Genomic DNA, 17040 nt, shown 5'->3' on the forward strand with positions numbered 1-17040 from the left:
CACAAAAAGCCGACCCGGACTTTTTTCTAGGAGCCAGCGTGCTGGCGATGAGGTCCTTGAGAGCGATGTCGTTCTTCAGGTCGTCATCGCGAGCAAGCTCGCTCCTGCAGGTTTGGGGTGTGCCGGCGAGCCGGGTACGGCAGGCTTTTTGTAGGAGCCAGCTTGCTGGCGATGAGGCCCTTGAGAGCGATGTCGTTCTTCAGGTCGTCATCGCGAGCACGCTCGCTCCTACAGGGTGGCGTGCCGGCGGGTCAGTCTTCGCGTTTGACCACCAGGGTCAGGATGTCGTAGCTGGCCACCAGTTCCCCCGACTGATTGGTGACTTCCACGTCCCAGGCCACCACGCCCTGGGGAATGCCTTGCGGGCTCTTTTTACCCTGGTCGATCTTGCGCTTGCAGGTCAGACGCGCCTGGATGGTGTCGCCGATGCCCACCGGATTGATGAAGCGCAGGGTATCCAGGCCGTAGTTGGCCAGCACCGGGCCCGGCGCGGGGGAGACGAACAGCCCGGCCGCTGCCGAAAGCACGAAGTAGCCATGGGCGATGCGTTTGCCGAATTGCGACTCCCGGGCCGCGATCTCGTCGAAGTGCATATAGAAGTGATCGCCCGACAGGCAGCCGAAGTTCACCAGGTCGGCTTCGGTCACCGTGCGCCGATGCGTCAGCAAGGATTCGCCGACCTGCAAGTCCTGGAAGAATCGGCGGAACGGGTGTACTTCGGTCTCGATGACCTTGGCGCCACGCACGTATTCGCCGGTGACTGCTGCCAGCATGGTCGGCGAGCCTTGCACCGCGGCGCGTTGCAGGTAGTGCCTCACCGCGCGCAGGCCGCCGAGTTCTTCGCCGCCGCCGGCGCGGCCCGGGCCGCCGTGCTTGAGTTGCGGCAAGGGCGAGCCATGGCCGGTGGATTCGGCGGCGCATTCGCGGTCCAGCACCAGCAGGCGCCCGTGCCAGGCGGCCGCGGCCGGGATGGCGCGGGCGGCGATCCGTGGGTCCTTGGTGACCAGGCTGGCCACCAGGCTGCCTTTGCCGCGAGCGGCGAGCGCCAGGGCGTCGTCCAGGTCCTCATAGGCCATCAGGGTGCTGACCGGGCCGAAGGCCTCGATGTCGTGGGCGCCGCCTTCGGCATGCGGGTCGCGGGCCAGCAACAGGGTCGGGGCGAAGAACGCGCCCTGGCCGACGTTCTCGCCGCGCGGCTCGAAGCCGTCCCGGGCGCCGAACAGCAGGTCGCAGCTGTGCAGCAGGCTGTCCAGGCGTTCGCCAACGTCCCGCTGCTGCTCGTGGGAGGCCAGCGCGCCCATGCGTACGCCTTCCACCGACGGATCGCCGACCACCACCTTGGCCAGCCTGTCGCGCAGGCGGCTGGCGACTGCGTCGAGGTGCCTGGCCGGGACGATGGCACGGCGGATGGCAGTGCATTTCTGCCCGGCCTTGGTGGTCATCTCCCGTGCCACCTCCTTGATGAACAGCTCGAACTCTTCGTCGTCCGGGCTCACGTCCGGGGCGAGGATCGCGCAGTTCAGCGAGTCGGCCTCGGCGTTGAACGGCACTGAATGACCAATCAGGTTCGGGTTGGCCCGCAGTCTGGCCGCGGTATCGGCCGAGCCGGTGAAGGTCAGCACGTCCTGGCCCTGCAGGCGGTCGAGCAAGTCGCCGGTGCTGCCGATGATCAGTTGCAGGCTGCCTGCCGGCAACAGGCCGGACTCGTCCATCAGGCGCACCACGGCCTCGGTCAGGTAGCTGGTGGCGGTGGCCGGCTTGACGATGCACGGCATGCCGGCGAGGAAACTCGGGGCGAACTTTTCCAGCATGCCCCAGATCGGGAAGTTGAACGCATTGATATGCACCGCCAGGCCACCGCGCGGCACCAGGATATGGCTGCCGGCGAAGCTGCCGAGCTTGCTCAACGGCAGCGCCGGGCCTTCGTGGACGATATTGCCCGAGGGCAGTTCCCGCGAACCGAGGCTGGCATAGGTGAACAGGGTGCTGTTGCCGCCCTCGATGTCGATCCAGCTGTCGGCGCGGGTGGCGCCGCTGTGGTGGGAGATCGCGTACAGCTGTTCCTTGCGCTCGCTCAGGTACAGCGCCAGTGCCTTGAGGCGTTGCGCGCGTTGTTGGAAGTCCAGGGCCATCAGCGCGGCGACGCCCTGGCGCCGGCCATGCTCGACGGCCTCGGCGAAGTCCGGGCGTTCCTCGTGGGTGCGGGCCAGTTCATGGCCGTCGATGGCGCTGCGCAGCGCCTGGGCGCCGTGTTGGCCGATCCAGCGACCGGCGATGAAGCTTTGCAGGGTAGGGGCGTGAGGCATGACGATTCCTCCGGGTGATGAGTGAGGCCGGCACGGCCAGCGACCGTGCCGGCGGGTTTACCAAAGAGCCAGGGTGTAGCCGAGAATCAGGCGGTTTTCGTCGAGGTCGGTGGTCAGGCCGTTGCCCGAACGAAAGGTCACGTTGCGCCAGCGGATGCTCAGGTCCTTGAGCGGCCCGCTCTGGATCACGTAGGTGATATCGGTGTCGCGTTCGGTTTCCCGGCCGTTGTCGACGTTGCCCGCCTTGACGTGGCGACCGTCGGTGTAGCGGGTCATGAAGCTCAGGCCGGGAACGCCCAGGGCGGCGAAGTCGTAGTCGTAGCGCAGTTGCCAGGAGTCTTCCTCGGCGCGGGTGTAGGTGTTGTAGGTCACCAGGTTGACTACATAGGGGTCGCCGCCGTTGAGGAACGGAAAGGCGCTGTCGCCGGACAACTGCTGCCAGGTGGCGCTGACTTTGTGCGGCCCCTTGATCAGGCTGAACATGCTGTTGAAGTTGCGGTTGTCGATGCGCCCGGCGCGTTCGGCGCCGTCGCCGCGGCTGTCGAAATAACGCAGGTCGCTGCGCAGGCTGAAACCGCCGCCCAGGAGTTGGGTATGCACCAGGCCGAGGTAGTGCTGGCGATAGATCTGGTCGAGCTTGCCGTAGTAGTAGCTGAGGTTCAGTTGCGGGCTGAAGGCGTAGCTGCCGCCGGCGAAGTCGAAATGATCGCTGCGGGCCGCGCCATAGCCGATGTCGTCGTTGCTCGAAGAGTCGCGCAGGTTGGCTTCGGTCAGGCGCCCGGTGTTCAGGGTCAGGCCGCTGATGTCCTGGCTGGTCAGCAGGCCGCCCTGGAAGGTCGAGCCCAGCAGGCGGGTGTCGTTGTAGGTGACGACGGGCAACAGCGGTTGCAAAGTGCCGACCTTCAAGACGCTTTTCGACAGGCGCAGCTTGGCGGTCAGGCCCAGCTCGCTGAACTCGTCCGCAGGTGTATGGCTGTTCGGGCCGAACGGCAGCAGGCCGGTGCCGCGGCGGTCCGGGCTGGAGTCGAGCTTGAGCCCCAGCTCGCCGAGGGCATCCAGGCCGACGCCCAGGGTGCCCTCGGTGTAGCCGGACTCGATCCGCGCGGTAAAGCCCTGGGCCCATTCCTCGGCCTTGGACTGCGCGGCATTGGCCTGGCGAAAGTCGCGGTTGATGTAGTGGTTGCGCATTTCGATCCGGGCCTTGCTGTCGCCGATGAAGTCGGCCAGCGCGTTGGGAGCCAGCAGGCCCAGGCTGAGCGAGGCCAGGGCCGGCAGCAGGTGTTTCGGTGAGGCGATGGAAACGGGGTTCATTGTTTTTATTCCCTGTTATCGATCGGAACGGGTTCAGTGTTTGCTGGCGCCGGAGGCGCCGATGCCGGTCATCGAGCGGATGAACTGCGCCAGATAGCGGCCGCGTTCCTGCGCGGCCCGCGGCGAGGCGTCGGTCACTGAGAACAGCCAGGCGCTGACGAACGCCAGGCTCATGGAGAACAGCGCGGGGTTGGAGTAGGGGAACAGCGCCCGTTCGTGATGCAGGACGTTGACCCAGACCGCCGGGCTCAGCACCAGCAGGACCACCGCCGAGACCAGCCCGGCCAGGCTGCCGGCCACGGCGCCGCGGGTGGTCAGGCCCTTCCAGAACATCGAAAGGAACAGCACCGGGAAATTCACCGAGGCGGCGATGGCCAGCACCAGCCCGGAGAGGAAGGCGATGTTCTGCGACTCGAACAGCAGGCCGAGAATGATCGCCAGCACGCCGATGCACAGGGTGGCGAGGCGCGACACGCGCATTTCCTCCTTCTCGCTGGCCTGGCCCTTGCGCAGCACGCAGGCATACAGGTCGTGGGACACCGCCGAAGCGCCGGACAGCGCCAACCCGGCGACCACCGCGAGGATGGTGGCGAAGGCCACCGCCGAGATGAAGCCGAGGAACAGGTTGCCGCCCACCGCCTGGGCCAGGTGCACGGCGATCATGTTGCCGCCGCCGATGATCGCGCCGCCGGCGTCGCGGAACGCCGGGTCGGTGCCGACCATGACGATCGCGCCGAAGCCGACCACGATCAGCAACAGGTAGAAGTAGCCGATGAAGCCGGTGGCATAGAACACGCTCTTGCGCGCTTCCCTGGCATCGCTGACGGTGAAGAAACGCATCAGGATATGCGGCAGGCCGGCGGTGCCGAACATCATGCCCAGGCCCAGGGAAATGGCATCGATGGGGTTCGACAGCAGGCCGCCAGGGGCCATGATCGCGTTGCCCTTGGCATGCACCGCGCTGGCCCCGGCGAACATCGCCTCGGTGCTGAAACCGAAATGCCTGAGCACCATGAAGGCCATGAAGCTGGTGCCGAACAGCAGCATCACCGCCTTGATGATCTGCACCCAGGTGGTGGCGAGCATGCCGCCGAAGGTCACGTAGAACACCATCAGCACGCCGACCAGCATCACCGCGTAGAGGTAGCTGATGCCGAACAGCAACTCGATCAGCTTGCCGGCGCCGACCATCTGCGCCACCAGGTACATCAGGGCCACGGTCAGGGTGCCGAAGGCCGAGGTGAGCCGCACCGGCGTCTGCTCTAGGCGATAGGAAACCACGTCGGCGAAGGTGTATTTGCCCAGGTTGCGCAGGCGCTCGGCGATCAGGAACAGGATGATCGGCCAGCCGGCCAGTACGCCCAGGGCATACAGCAGGCCGTCGTAGCCGTTGAGGAACATCATCGCCGAGATGCCCAGGAAGGACGCGGCGGAGATCATGTCGCCGGCGATCGCCAGGCCATTCTGCAAACCGCTCATGCCGCCACCGGCGGTATAGAAGTCGCTGGCCGAGCGGGTGCGCAGGGCGGCCCAGCGGGTGACGCCGAGGGTGAACAGGACGAACACCAGGAACATGCCGATGGCGTTCCAGTTCAAGGGGCGCGCGCTGCCTTCGGCGGCCAGGGCCAGATCGCTGGCAAACACGCAAGGCAGGGCGAACCACGCCAATAAGCGCTTCATTGGGCGCACTCCTGCTTGAGCTTGTCGTTCAGCGGGTCGATTACGTTGTTGGCGCGATAGACGTAGAACCCGGTGAGGGCGAAGGCCAGCAGCACGATCGCCACGCCCACCAGCATGCCGACCGTGGTCACCCCGCCGCTCAGCGAGCGGCCCAGGGTGCTGGGGGAGAACGCCACCAGCAGCACGAAGCCGTAGTAGATCACCAGCATGGCCAGGGTCAGGGACCAGTAGAGGTTCTGCTTGCGGCGTACCAGCTGGATGAAGTCGGGGTGTCGGTGGATCCGTTCGATGTCTTGCGGGGTCATGGGAGCGCTCTCTTGATGTTGTTTTTGTTGTGCTTGAAACGCGGTGAATTTTTTTGCTTATGTAGCCGCTGCCGCAGGCTGCGATAAGGTCCGGGGGACCTTCGGCGATCGCACAAGCGTCACGGCCGTGCCGGCCGATCGCAGCCTGCGGCAGCGGCTACAGATCAGAGTTGGTCGAAGTCCAGCACCACCTTGTCGCTGACTGGGAACGACTGGCACGACAGCACATAGCCGGCGGCCACTTCGTAGTCCTCGAGGGCGTGGTTGCTGTCCATCTCCACCTCGCCTTCGAGCACCTTGCACTTGCAGGTGGAGCACACCCCGGCGCGGCACGAGTAAGGCAGCTCGGCGCCCTGGGCGTTGCCGGCGTCGAGGATGCTCTGGCTGTTGCGCGCCAGGTCGAAGGCCAGGGCGCGTCCGTCGCTGATCACGGTGATCTGGCTGACCGCCGCATCGAGTTGCCGGGCGGCCTCGCGAGCCTCGCGCCGGTGCTGGCTGCCGGCGGCGGCGAACAGCTCGAAGTGAATGCGCTCGGCTGGCATGCCGCGCTCTTTCAGGCTGTCGCGCACGGTCTCGGTCATGGCCTGCGGACCACAGATGAAGGCGGCGTCCAGGGCCTTGACGTCGAGCCAGCGGGAAAACAGCTGGGTGCATTTGTCGCCATCGATCCGGCCGTTGTAGAGGTCGACGTCCTGCTGCTCGCGGCTGAACACAAAGATCAGGTTCAGGCGTTGCAGGTAGCGGTTCTTCAGGTCTTCCAGTTGTTCGCGAAACAGGGCGGCGGAGCTTGAACGGTTGCCGTACAGCAGGGTGACGCGGCTGTGGGGTTCGGTTTCCAGGGTGCTCTTGATGATCGAAAGGATTGGCGTGATCCCGCTGCCGGCCGCCACCGCCAGGTACTGGCCGTGGCGCGCGGGGTCGAGTTCGACATGGAAGTGCCCGGCGGGCGGCATCACGTCCAGGCAGTGCCCGGGCTTGAGGCGTTCATTGGCGAAGGCCGAGAAGCGCCCGCCGGCCACGCGCTTGACGGCGATACGCAGCTCGCCGTCATTGACCCCGGCGCAGATCGAGTAGGAGCGGCGCACTTCCTCGCCGTCCAGCTGGGTACGCATCACCAGGTGCTGGCCCTGGGTGAAGTGAAAGCTGTCTTGCAGGTGCTGTGGAATCTCGAAGGCGATGGACACCGCGTCGCGGGTTTCGCTGCGCACATCCTTGATGGTCAGGCTGTGGAATTTGCTCATGGTTGTTCTCCGACTGACGCGGCGTCAGATGCACTTGAAATAGTCGAACGGCTCCAGGCAGTCACGGCAGCGATGCAGCGCCTTGCAGGCGGTCGAGCCGAATTCGCTGAGCTGTTCGGTGTGGGCGCTGCCGCACTGCGGGCAACAAATGGCCGTGCTCTCGCCCAGCAGGCTGCGCTTGCTGGCGCTGCCCGCCGGCGGGGCGATGCCGTAGGCGTGCAGCCGTTCGCGGCCGCCGGCGGTGATCCAGTCGGTGCTCCAGGCCGGGGTCAGGCGGCGTTGCAGGCGTGGCATAGAAAAACCGGCGCGCTCCAGCGCGGCACGGATATCGCCCTCGATCACCTCGGTGGCCGGGCACCCGGAATAGGTCGGGGTGACCACCACTTGCAGGTGGCCGTCGTGCCAGTCGAGGTCCCGGACGATGCCCAGGTCCACCACGCTGACCACCGGCACCTCCGGGTCCATGACGGCCTCCAGCACCTGCCAGGCGGCCTCCAGGTCGCCTGCTTGCAGGGCGCGGGCGCCGTGGTCGCTGGCAATCAGATCACCAGGTCGCATCGGGATACGCTCGCGGCAGCGCCTGCATTTCCGCCAGCAGAATGCCCAGGTGTTCGCTGTGCAGGCCGCGGCGGGCGTCGAGGTAGAAATGGCTCGGCGCCGGCGGCAGGGGCAGGGTGGCGCTGGCGAAGACTCGCGTCACCGTGGCCTGCCAGGCGCTGGCGACCTGGGCCGCCTCGGCGATGAGGCCGGCGCGGTGCAGGCGGTTTTCGCCGTCGTCGCCGCTGATCAGCTCGACGGTGAAGCGCCAGAGCTGGGGAATGGCGTCCAGCATGCGTTGGTGGCTGTGCTCGGTGCCGTCGCCCAGGCGCTCTACCCACTCGCTGGAGCGGCGCAGATGGTAGGTGACCTCCTTCACGGCCTTGGCGGCGATCCCGGAGATGCGCTCGTCGCTGGAACGGACCAGGCCCTTGAGTACTTCCAGGTGCCAGGCGTCATAGAGAAACTGTTTGAGCAGGGTCACGGCGTAATCGCCGTTGGGCTGTTCCACCAGCAGCAGGTTGCGGTAGGCACGCTCGTCGCGTCGGAACGCCAGGTGGTCGGCATCGCGGCCGTCGTCCAGCAACTCGGCGGCGTAGTCCAGCCAGTTGCGGGCCTGGCCCACCAGGTCGAGGCCGACGTTCATCAGCGCCAGTTCTTCTTCCAGGGCCGGGGCGCGGCCGCACCACTGGCACAGGCGCTGGCCCTGGATCAGGGCGCTGTCGCCCAGGCGCAGCAGGTATTGGATCAATTCGCTTCGCGTATTCATGCTCGACCTCACATATGCCCGACTTCGGCCGGCAGCTCGTAGAAGCTGGCGTGGCGGTAGACCTTGTCGTCCGCCGGGTCGAACAGCGGGTCCTTTTCGTCGGGGGACGAGGCCACGATCAGCGCCGAGGGCACCACCCACAGGCTGACGCCCTCGCTGCGGCGGGTGTAGAGCTCGCGGGCGTTCTCGATGGCCATGGCGCTGTCGGCGGCATGCACGCTGCCGACGTGCTTGTGGTTGAGCCCGTGCTTGCTGCGCACGAAAACTTCGAAGAGGGTCCATTCAGACATCAGGGTCACTCCACATCAGGGGTTGAAGCGCTGTCGCCGTGGTCGCGGTTGGGCCGCGGCCAGGGTTCACGCGGCGTTTTTATTGGCTTTCTTGCGGGCGTGGGCGACCGCGGCTTCGCGGACCCAGGCGCCGTCCTCGATGGCTTTGCGCCGGGTGGCGACGCGTTCCTGGTTGCACGGGCCGTTGCCCTTGAGCACTTCGTAGAATTCTTCCCACTGGATTTCACCAAAGTCGTAGTGGCCGCGTTCGGCGTTCCACGCAAGGTCCGGGTCCGGGCAGGTGCAGCCCAGGAGTTCGAGTTGCGGGATGGTCTGGTCGATGAAGCGCTGGCGCAGTTCGTCGTTGCTCTGGCGCTTGATTTTCCAGGCCATGGATTGCGCGCTGTTGGGCGAGTGCTCGTCGCTGGGGCCGAACATCATCAGCGCCGGCCACCACAGGCGATCGATGGCGTCCTGGACCATGTCCTTCTGCGCCTGGTTGCCCTCGCGCATCATGGTCAGGAGGATTTCGTAGCCCTGGCGCTGGTGGAAGCTCTCTTCCTTGCAGATCCGCACCATGGCCCGGGAGTAGGGGCCGTAGGAGGTGCGTTGCAGCACCACCTGGTTGACGATCGCCGCGCCGTCCACCAGCCAGCCCACCGCGCCCATGTCGGCCCAGTTCAGCGTCGGGTAGTTGAAGATGCTCGAGTACTTGGCACGGCCGCTGTGCAGCTTGGCGATCTCCTCGTCGCGGTCGGCGCCCAGGGTTTCCATCGCGCTGTACAGGTACAGGCCGTGGCCGGCTTCGTCCTGGATCTTGGCCATCAGTTGCAGCTTGCGTTTGAGGGTCGGGGCGCGGGTCACCCAGTTGCCTTCTGGCAGCATGCCGACGATTTCCGAATGGGCATGCTGGGAAATCTGCCGGATCAGGGTTTGCCGGTAGGCATCCGGCATCCAGTTCTTGGCTTCGATCTTGATTTCCGAATCGATTTTTTCCTGGAAGGCGCGTTCCTGTTCGGACATCTCCGAGCGGGGCTTGATGCTTTTGACTCCGGTCTCTACCAGCTGTGCGTACATGTTGCGTCTCCTGCCGTGAAGGATTGCCTGGGCATGGGGAACGTTATATGTGATACAAAAATAAATATCAAACATAAAATAAGGTGTCGTATTTTGTTTTTGTATCGCTTTGCCCTCCGCGACTTTCCAATAGGCAAAAAAAAGCCCTGTCGAGGCAGGGCTGGTTAGGCTTGGCCGCTATTTGTCGCGGTGATCCAGCACGTGGCTGGCCTTTCCTTCGGAGCGCTTGAGGGAAAAGGCGGGGCGCAAAACGATACGCGAGCTGATACCGATATAAGTCTTGATGTGCCGGCTCAGTTCGCCGCAGATGGCTTTCTGCTGTTCGTCGCCCAGGTGCCGATGTTCGTTCTTGAGCTCCACATGCACCTCGACGCTGTCGAGGTTGCCGCTGCGGTACAGATGGATCTCGTAGCATTCGCAGAGCTGCCTGACCTTGAGCACCTGCTCCTCGATCTGCGTCGGAAACACGTTGACCCCGCGGATGATCAGCATGTCGTCGCTGCGCCCGGTGATCTTGTCGATCCGCCGCATGGGGCGCGCGGTGCCGGGGAGCAGGCGGGTCAGGTCGCGGGTGCGATAGCGGATCATCGGCAAGGCTTCCTTGCTCAGCGAGGTGAACACCAGCTCGCCCATCTGGCCGTCCGGCAACACCTCGCCGGTGACCGGGTCGATGATCTCGGGGTAGAAATGGTCCTCCCACAGGGTCGGTCCGTCCTTGGTTTCGGCGCATTCCATGGCGACGCCCGGCCCCATGATTTCCGAGAGCCCGTAGATATCCAGCGCGGTGATGCCCAGGCGGTGCTCGATGGCGCTGCGCAGTTCGGCGGTCCAGGGTTCGGCGCCGAAGATCCCCAGGCGCAGGGCCAGTTGTTGCGGGTCGATGCCCTGGCGCTCGATCTCGTCGGCGATGTTGAGCATGTAGGAGGGGGTGACCATGATGATGTCCGGCTGGAAATCCTTGATCAGTTGCACCTGTTTCTCGGTCTGGCCGCCGGACATCGGAATCACCGTGCAGCCCAGGCGTTCGGCGCCGTAGTGCGCGCCCAGGCCGCCGGTGAACAGGCCGTAGCCGTAGGACACATGGACCTTGTCGCCGCGCCGGCCGCCGGCGGCGCGAATCGAGCGCGCGACCACCTTGGCCCAGGTGTCGATGTCGTTCTGGGTATAACCGACCACCGTCGGCTTGCCGGTGGTGCCGCTGGAGGCATGCAGGCGCACCACGTCCTGTATGGGCACCGCGAACATGCCGTAGGGGTAGTTGTCACGCAGGTCGGACTTGCAGGTGAACGGGAACCGGGCCAGGTCGTCCAGGCTGCGGACATCGTCCGGGTGCACGCCCAGCTCGTCGAAGCGCTGGCGGTACAGCGGCACGTTCCGGTAGGCGTGGTTCAGGCTCCAGCGCAGGCGTTCCAGCTGATGCTCGCGCAGCTGGTCGACGCTGGCGGTCTCCATCGGGTCCAGCACGGGGTCGAGCACGGCTTTGGCAATTGGCATGTTCATGGATTCACTCGAATTATTGTTGTGTGTCGAGCCACCGGCGGGCGACTCCTGAGTGTCTGCGCCAAGGATACCCGTCGGGACTCCGGGCGCGGGGGTATCTGGTCTTAGGGCCTGTACGAAAAGTCGGCGAGCGACGGTCAGGCAAGGCAAAAACAGGCGAGGAAGCGGAGTGTAGGTTCCTACATGAGCATTCCGAGCCTGTTTTTAACGCAGCATGACCGAGCGTAGCCACTTGTCGTACAGGGCCTAAAGTCGTTCGATGATCAGGGCGATGCCCTGGCCGACACCGATGCACATGGTGCACAAGGCGTAGCGGCCCTGGCGCAGCTCCAGTTCGTGCAGGGCCGTGGTCACCAGGCGTGCGCCGCTCATGCCCAGCGGATGCCCGAGGGCGATCGCGCCGCCATTGGGGTTGACCCGCGGGTCGTCGTCCTCCAGGCCGAGCTCGCGCAGCACCGCCAGGCCCTGGGCGGCGAACGCCTCGTTGAGTTCGATCACTGCCATGTCCGCCAGGCTCAGGCGCGCCAGCTCCAGCACCTTGCGGGTGGCCGGCACCGGGCCGATGCCCATGATCCGTGGCTCAACCCCCGCGGTGGCCATGGCCAGCACTCGGCCGCGGGCCTTGAGGCCATAACGTTGGGCGCTCGCGGCATCGGCCAGCAACAGCGCGCAGGCCCCGTCGTTGACCCCCGAGGCGTTGCCCGCGGTGACGCTGCCGCCTTGGCGGAACGGCGTGCCGAGCTTCTGTAGCTGTTCAAGGGTGGTGTCGCCCCTTGGGTGCTCGTCGTGTTCGACCAGGGTCGGCGGGCCCTTGCGCTGGGGAATCGGCACCGCGACGATTTCCCTGGCCAGGCGTCCGCTGGCTTGCGCGGCGGCGGCTCGCTGTTGGCTGCGCAGGGCAAAGGCGTCCTGGTCGGCGCGGGAAATGCCGAACTGCGCGGCGACGTTTTCCGCGGTTTCCGGCATCGAGTCGATGCCGAAGCCTTGTTCCATCAGCGGGTTGACGAAGCGCCAACCGATGGTGGTATCGAACAGTTCGGCCTGGCGGGAAAACGCGGTCTGCGCCTTGCCCATCACCAGCGGCGCGCGGGACATCGACTCGACGCCACCGGCCAGTACCAGCCCGGCCTCGCCGCAACGCAGGGCGCGGGCGGCGCTGCCGATGGCGTCCAGGCCGGAGCCGCACAAGCGGTTGGGGGTGGTGCCGGGAACCTCCACCGGCAGCCCGGCCAGCAGCGCCGACATGCGCGCCACGTTGCGATTGTCTTCGCCGGCCTGGTTGGCGCAGCCGTAGATCACTTCGTCCACGCGGCTCCAGTCGACCTGGGGGTGGCGCTGCATCAGGGCCCGCAGCGGCACGGCGCCGAGGTCGTCGCTGCGCACGCTGCTCAGGGCGCCGCCGTAGCGGCCGATCGGGGTGCGGACGGCATCGATGATCAAGGCGTCATTCATGGGGACTCTCCTGCGCCAGCACCGGGCCGCGCACTTTGTAGGATTTGCCGTGGAACAAGGCGATCAGTACGCCTTGCTGGTTTTCGATCCGCACGTCGTAGTTGCCGGTACGACCGCTGCGGCTCTGCTCGACGCAATCGGCGGTCAGGGTGTCGCCCAGGCGTGCCGGGGCGATGTAGTCGATGCTGCAACCGAGGGCCACCGTGGCTTCGTCGTAGCTGTTGCAGGCGAAGGCGAAGGCCGAATCGGCCAGGGCGAACAGGAAGCCGCCATGGCAGGTACCGTGGCCCTGCAACATGTCTTCGCGCACGCTCATGCCCAGCCGGGCGGCCCCCGGCGCCACCGAAAGCAGGCACATGCCCAGTGCCTGGCTGGCGTTGTCGCGGTTGAACAGGTCCTGCGCGCAGGCGCGGGCCAGGCTCATGGCAGGATGATCAAGCATGCAGGTTCCTCCCTTCGGTGACCCGGCGACGCAGGAGCAGGGAAGGCCGGTAGCGTTCTTCGCCGTAGGCCGCCTGCAGGTTCTCCAGGACCTGGAGCACGTAAGGCAGGCCGATGCGATCGGCCCAGCCCAGGGGGCCTTCGGGGTAATTGACTCCGGCGCGCATGGCCAGGTCGATGTCCGTCGCCGAGGCGATGTCTTGCAACAGCGCGTCGCTGGCTTCGTTGGCGAGCATCGCCACGGTGCGCAGGACCAACAGCGCCGGGCTGTCGTCCAGCCGGCTGACCTTGAGCCCGGCGCGCTGCAACAGCGCCACCGCCTGGTCGAGCGCTTGCGGGCTGATGGCGGCGCAGCAACTGATGGCCACCCGGCCGGCCGTGGCGTAGTCGTGCGCCAGATCCAGCAGGACCAGGTTGTCCAGGCCTTCGTCGCGGGCGCGCTGGCTGGCCAGGCGCCCGTCGCTGAGCGCCAGCACCGCGTCGCCGACCCGCAGCAGGCCGCTGCCGTCGCGCTCGACCAGGCGCACGCCGGAAGCGCGCAGGCGTTGCAGCAAGCCGCGGGCCGCGCCAAGGTCGCCCTCTACCACACAGTGCTCGACGTTTTGCGCGCTGCGCAGTTCGACCGGCGCCGGACGTTCCGCGCCCTGGGCGTAGGCATAGAAACCCTGGCCGCTCTTGCGTCCGAAATGCCCGGCATCGACCAGTTCCTGCTGGATCAGCGACGGCTGAAAACGCCTGTCGCCGTAATAGGCGGCGAACACCGAGCAGGTCACGGCGTAGTTGACGTCATGCCCGATCAGGTCCGTCAGCTCGAAGGCGCCCATGGCAAACCCGCCGGCCTCGCGCAACAGGGCATCGAGGGTGGCGCAATCGCCGGCACCTTCCTGCAGCAGGCGCAGGCTCTCGGCATAAAACGGCCGGGCCACGCGGTTGACGATGAAGCCCGGGGTGGAGCGGGCGTGCACCGGCTGCTTGCCCCAGTTTTTCGCGGTGTCGTACAGGCATTGCGCCAGGCGTCGGTCGCTGGCCAGCCCCGAGACGACCTCGACCAGGGCCATGACCGGCGCGGGGTTGAAGAAGTGCAGGCCCAGCAGGCGCTCGGGGCGCCTCAGGCCGGCGGCGATACGGGTAATCGACAGCGAGGAGGTATTGCTGGCCAGGATGCAACTGTCGCGACACAGGTTTTCCAGCTGGCGAAACAGCGCGCGCTTGACGTCGAGGTCCTCGACCACGGCTTCGACGACCAGCTCGCTGTCGGCCAGTTGCTCGATCGAGTCGGCCGCGTGCAACCGGGCCAGGGTCGCGGTGCGCAGCTCGGGAGCGAGCTTGCCGGCCTGCACGCGCTTGTCGAGCTGTCGGCCGATGCTGTCGATGGCTTGTGCCGCGGCCCCGGGGCGATTGTCCAGCAGCCATACCGGGTGGCCGGCCTGGGCCGCGACCTGGGCGATGCCGGCCCCCATCGAACCGGCGCCGACCACCGCGATGCGCGCCTGGGCGTTGAGTGCACTCATGTTCAGCGTCCCTTGAAAGTCGGTGTGCGTTTCTCGATGAAGGCGCTGACGCCTTCGCGGTAGTCCTCGCTGCGCCCGGCCAGGCGTTGCAGGTCTTTTTCCAGTTCCAGTTGCTCGTCGAAGCTGTTGTTCAGGCTGGCGTTGAGGCTGCGCTTGATCAGCGCCAGGCCGTAGGTGGGCTGGCTGGCCAGGTGGCGGGCGAGCGCCAGGGCTTCGTCGCGCAACTCGGCATCCTCGACGCAGCGATAGATCAGCCCCCATTGCTCGGCCTGCTCGGCCGTCAGGCGATTGCCCAGCAGGGCCAGGGCCTTGGCCCGCGCCATGCCGACCAGGCGCGGCAAGGTCCAGGTGCCGCCGGAGTCGGGGATCAGGCCGATCTTGCAGAACGCCTGGATGAAGCTTGCCGAGCGGGCAGCCAGGACCAGGTCGCAGGCCAGGGGGATGTTGGCCCCGGCGCCGGCCGCCACGCCGTTCACGGCGCAGATCACCGGCAGCGGCAGGTCGCGCAATTGGCGGATCAATGGGTTGTAGAAGCGTTCGATGGAGTCGCCCAGGTCCGGCGCTTCGGCGCCCGGGGCCACGTTACGGTCGCTCAGGTCCTGGCCGGCACAAAAGCCGCGGCCCTCGCCGGTCAGCAGCAACACGCGGGCTTCGGGGTTGGCGCGCAATTGCTTGAGCGCCTCGCGAACCTCGCCATGCATCTGCGCGTTGAAGCTGTTGAGTTGCTCGGGGCGGTTCAGGCTGAGGAGGGCGACGCCTGCCTCGACGGAAAACAGAATGTGTTCGAAGTTCATGGTTCTGGCGCTCTGTGCAAGGTCGTTGGAGTCGTGGGCCGGCCGCCGGCCTAGTGGCCGGTGAAATGTGGCGGGCGTTTTTCCCGGAAGGCACGGATGCCTTCTTCGCGGTCGCGGGTGCCCGCCAGAACCGTGAAGGCGTGACGCTCGAAACGCAGGCCGCCGGCGAGGTCGCAGTCTTGCGCCCGCAGCAGCGCCTCCTTGGCCAGGCGCAGGGCCAGCGGCGCCTTGCCGGCGATCAGCCGGGCCAGTCGCAGGGCCCGCTCGAGGGTGAACTCCGGCTGGGTCACCTCGCTGACCAGGCCGGCGCGCAAGGCATGGCGGGCATCGATCGATTCGCCGCCGAGGACCATCTGCATGGCCAGGGATTTGCCCACGGCCCGCAACAGGCGCTGGGTGCCGCCGGCGCCTGGCATGATCCCGAGGTTGATTTCCGGCTGGCCGAAGCGGGCGTCTTCGCCGGCGATGAGAATGTCGGCGTGCATGGCCAGCTCGCAGCCGCCACCCAGGGCGAAGCCATTGACCGCGGCAATCAGCGGCTTGGCGAAGGCGGTGATCTGTTGCCAGGAAGCCTGGCGCGGATCGTTGAGGATGCCGGTGAGATCACGCTCGGCCATTTCATTGATGTCGGCGCCGGCGGCGAACGCCTTGCGACTGCCGGTCAACACCACGACCCGGGTCTCGGCGTCGGCCTGGGCGGCATTCAAGGCCGCCGACAGCTCGCCGAGCAGTTCGGTGGTCAGGGCGTTCAGGGCGGCGGGGCGTTGCAGGGTAATCAGTAAAACGCCGCCATCGAGGTGTTCGACAGCAAGGGTTCGAGGCATGGCGGGTGCCCTCTGGGTGCACGCTCGGCGCCAGGGCCGGCTTGTTATTGGATCGGCTGGGGAGCCGGTTTTCGCCGAGTATATCTCCAATGCGATACATAAATGCAATATCAAAATATTATTAATGTGTCCTATTGTGAGCGCCTGTTTATCGCTTCACCGAGGGCCGTGCCTGCTGAATAGCCGCTTGAAAGCTAGAGGACATTGACTATAAGCCAGTATGAACAAGGGTTTTCGGCAAAGAACAGGACGGCTGGCAAGCGATACGGTTTTTGCGCTTTAGTGGTGGGTCATGATGTGATACAAAAATAGAAAGCCAGTGCATCGCTTTGCGCCGGTGTACGTACTCTCTACAAGGAATGCCTCATGACCTGCTACAGCCTCGACGGCCTGACCCCGGTGGTTCATCCCAGTGCTTATGTGCACCCGTCCGCGGTGCTGATCGGCGACGTGATAGTCGGCGCGTATTGCTATATCGGCCCACTGGCCAGCCTGCGTGGCGATTTCGGGCGGATCGTGCTGGAGGAGGGGGCCAACGTGCAGGACACCTGTGTGATGCACGGTTTTCCCGACAGCGACACGGTGGTCGAGCGTAACGGCCACATCGGCCATGGTGCGGTATTGCACGGCTGCCGGATCGGCGCCGACGCGCTGGTGGGCATGAACGCGGTGGTCATGGACAACGCCCATATCGCTGCCCGTTCCTTCGTTTCCGCGGCGGCGTTCGTCAAGGCTGGTTTCGAGTGCGCGGAGCAGTCGCTGGTCATGGGCGCCCCGGCCACTGTCAAACGTTCGTTGAGCGATGAAGAAGTGCACTGGAAGCAGGCCGGCACCCGGGAATACCAGCAATTGGCCAGGCGCTGCCTGGAGCAGATGCGTGCCTGCGAGCCGCTCGCGGAGCCCGAAGCCGATCGGCGGCGAATCAGCGACAGCGGCTTGCGTGCGAAAAAATCCGCTCAGTGACCGGCCAGGCGTCTCGGTCGCGCTGTCCAGATCACTCGATACCGTTGAAACCCGGTATAT

The 17040-nt window shown here is 66.0% G+C and carries 16 protein-coding genes; 1 reads left to right on the plus strand and 15 read right to left on the minus strand.

What is annotated here, in order from left to right:
• Positions 1-251 precede the first annotated feature (251 nt).
• The 15 genes from paaZ to paaF form a co-directional block, all read right to left on the minus strand.
• Positions 252-2306: a phenylacetic acid degradation bifunctional protein PaaZ gene (gene paaZ, locus BTN82_RS13910; RefSeq protein ID WP_075119691.1), complete on the minus strand. Its 2055-nt coding sequence runs from the start codon at positions 2304-2306 to the stop codon at positions 252-254.
• A gap of 57 nt (positions 2307-2363) precedes the next feature.
• Positions 2364-3617 (minus strand): OprD family porin, encoded by a 1254-nt coding sequence (locus tag BTN82_RS13915; protein ID WP_075119692.1) that lies wholly within the window; start codon positions 3615-3617, stop codon positions 2364-2366.
• A 33-nt stretch (positions 3618-3650) separates the two neighbouring features.
• Positions 3651-5297 (minus strand): cation acetate symporter, encoded by a 1647-nt coding sequence (locus BTN82_RS13920; RefSeq protein WP_075119693.1) that lies wholly within the window; start codon positions 5295-5297, stop codon positions 3651-3653.
• Positions 5294-5602, minus strand: a complete 309-nt coding sequence (locus BTN82_RS13925) for a DUF485 domain-containing protein (protein ID WP_075119694.1) — start codon at positions 5600-5602, stop codon at positions 5294-5296. The genes BTN82_RS13920 and BTN82_RS13925 overlap by 4 nt, the downstream gene beginning before the upstream one ends.
• A gap of 164 nt (positions 5603-5766) precedes the next feature.
• Complete coding sequence (gene paaE, locus BTN82_RS13930) at positions 5767-6843, minus strand: 1,2-phenylacetyl-CoA epoxidase subunit PaaE (RefSeq protein WP_075119695.1); 1077 nt, start codon at positions 6841-6843, stop codon at positions 5767-5769.
• Positions 6844-6867: 24 nt separating this feature from the next.
• The gene (paaD, locus tag BTN82_RS13935; RefSeq protein WP_075119696.1) at positions 6868-7401 is read right to left on the minus strand and encodes a 1,2-phenylacetyl-CoA epoxidase subunit PaaD; all 534 of its coding nucleotides are present in this window, start codon (positions 7399-7401) and stop codon (positions 6868-6870) included.
• Positions 7388-8149: a 1,2-phenylacetyl-CoA epoxidase subunit PaaC gene (paaC, locus tag BTN82_RS13940; protein WP_075119697.1), complete on the minus strand. Its 762-nt coding sequence runs from the start codon at positions 8147-8149 to the stop codon at positions 7388-7390. The genes paaD and paaC overlap by 14 nt, the downstream gene beginning before the upstream one ends.
• Positions 8150-8157: 8 nt before the next feature.
• Entirely contained in the window at positions 8158-8439 is a 282-nt protein-coding gene (gene paaB, locus BTN82_RS13945) for a 1,2-phenylacetyl-CoA epoxidase subunit PaaB (RefSeq protein WP_007926505.1), read from the minus strand.
• Positions 8440-8505: 66 nt separating this feature from the next.
• Positions 8506-9495 carry a 1,2-phenylacetyl-CoA epoxidase subunit PaaA gene (gene paaA / locus BTN82_RS13950; protein ID WP_075119698.1) on the minus strand — a complete coding sequence of 330 codons (990 nt, stop codon included), beginning with the start codon at positions 9493-9495 and terminating at the stop codon, positions 8506-8508.
• Positions 9496-9672: 177 nt separating this feature from the next.
• A complete protein-coding gene (gene paaK / locus BTN82_RS13955; protein WP_075119699.1) occupies positions 9673-10995 on the minus strand; it encodes a phenylacetate--CoA ligase PaaK in 1323 nt (440 codons plus the stop codon).
• 246 nt (positions 10996-11241) lie between these two features.
• Positions 11242-12447 (minus strand): 3-oxoadipyl-CoA thiolase, encoded by a 1206-nt coding sequence (gene pcaF / locus BTN82_RS13960; protein ID WP_075119700.1) that lies wholly within the window; start codon positions 12445-12447, stop codon positions 11242-11244.
• Complete coding sequence (gene paaI, locus BTN82_RS13965; protein WP_075119701.1) at positions 12440-12889, minus strand: hydroxyphenylacetyl-CoA thioesterase PaaI; 450 nt, start codon at positions 12887-12889, stop codon at positions 12440-12442. The genes pcaF and paaI overlap by 8 nt, the downstream gene beginning before the upstream one ends.
• Complete coding sequence (paaH, locus tag BTN82_RS13970) at positions 12882-14399, minus strand: 3-hydroxyacyl-CoA dehydrogenase PaaH (protein ID WP_075119702.1); 1518 nt, start codon at positions 14397-14399, stop codon at positions 12882-12884. Before paaH ends, paaI begins: the two co-directional genes overlap by 8 nt.
• Before the next feature lie 2 nt (positions 14400-14401).
• Positions 14402-15193: a 2-(1,2-epoxy-1,2-dihydrophenyl)acetyl-CoA isomerase PaaG gene (paaG, locus tag BTN82_RS13975; protein WP_075119703.1), complete on the minus strand. Its 792-nt coding sequence runs from the start codon at positions 15191-15193 to the stop codon at positions 14402-14404.
• 50 nt (positions 15194-15243) lie between these two features.
• Positions 15244-16017: a 2,3-dehydroadipyl-CoA hydratase PaaF gene (paaF, locus tag BTN82_RS13980; RefSeq protein ID WP_075119704.1), complete on the minus strand. Its 774-nt coding sequence runs from the start codon at positions 16015-16017 to the stop codon at positions 15244-15246.
• 366 nt (positions 16018-16383) lie between these two features.
• Between paaF and paaY the strand changes: the two genes are divergently transcribed.
• The gene (gene paaY / locus BTN82_RS13985) at positions 16384-16980 is read left to right on the plus strand and encodes a phenylacetic acid degradation protein PaaY (RefSeq protein ID WP_075119705.1); all 597 of its coding nucleotides are present in this window, start codon (positions 16384-16386) and stop codon (positions 16978-16980) included.
• Positions 16981-17040 lie beyond the last annotated feature (60 nt).

It is taken from the genome of Pseudomonas chlororaphis, from assembly GCF_001921865.1.
Taxonomy (GTDB): domain Bacteria; phylum Pseudomonadota; class Gammaproteobacteria; order Pseudomonadales; family Pseudomonadaceae; genus Aquipseudomonas; species Aquipseudomonas chlororaphis_D.

Bases quoted from the DNA above. Each gene is read 5' to 3' on its own strand.
- BTN82_RS13915 (WP_075119692.1), bottom strand. From the start codon at position 3,617: ATGAACCCCGTTTCCATCGCCTCACCGAAACACCTGCTGCCGGCCCTG.
- paaG (WP_075119703.1), bottom strand. From the start codon at position 15,193: ATGAACTTCGAACACATTCTGTTTTCCGTCGAGGCAGGCGTCGCCCTC.
- paaA (WP_075119698.1), bottom strand. From the start codon at position 9,495: ATGTACGCACAGCTGGTAGAGACCGGAGTCAAAAGCATCAAGCCCCGC.
- paaE (WP_075119695.1), bottom strand. From the start codon at position 6,843: ATGAGCAAATTCCACAGCCTGACCATCAAGGATGTGCGCAGCGAAACC.
- BTN82_RS13920 (WP_075119693.1), bottom strand. From the start codon at position 5,297: ATGAAGCGCTTATTGGCGTGGTTCGCCCTGCCTTGCGTGTTTGCCAGC.
- paaY (WP_075119705.1), top strand. From the start codon at position 16,384: ATGACCTGCTACAGCCTCGACGGCCTGACCCCGGTGGTTCATCCCAGT.
- paaK (WP_075119699.1), bottom strand. From the start codon at position 10,995: ATGAACATGCCAATTGCCAAAGCCGTGCTCGACCCCGTGCTGGACCCG.
- paaB (WP_007926505.1), bottom strand. From the start codon at position 8,439: ATGTCTGAATGGACCCTCTTCGAAGTTTTCGTGCGCAGCAAGCACGGG.
- BTN82_RS13925 (WP_075119694.1), bottom strand. From the start codon at position 5,602: ATGACCCCGCAAGACATCGAACGGATCCACCGACACCCCGACTTCATC.
- paaD (WP_075119696.1), bottom strand. From the start codon at position 7,401: ATGCGACCTGGTGATCTGATTGCCAGCGACCACGGCGCCCGCGCCCTG.
- paaH (WP_075119702.1), bottom strand. From the start codon at position 14,399: ATGAGTGCACTCAACGCCCAGGCGCGCATCGCGGTGGTCGGCGCCGGT.
- paaF (WP_075119704.1), bottom strand. From the start codon at position 16,017: ATGCCTCGAACCCTTGCTGTCGAACACCTCGATGGCGGCGTTTTACTG.
- pcaF (WP_075119700.1), bottom strand. From the start codon at position 12,447: ATGAATGACGCCTTGATCATCGATGCCGTCCGCACCCCGATCGGCCGC.
- paaI (WP_075119701.1), bottom strand. From the start codon at position 12,889: ATGCTTGATCATCCTGCCATGAGCCTGGCCCGCGCCTGCGCGCAGGAC.
- paaC (WP_075119697.1), bottom strand. From the start codon at position 8,149: ATGAATACGCGAAGCGAATTGATCCAATACCTGCTGCGCCTGGGCGAC.
- paaZ (WP_075119691.1), bottom strand. From the start codon at position 2,306: ATGCCTCACGCCCCTACCCTGCAAAGCTTCATCGCCGGTCGCTGGATC.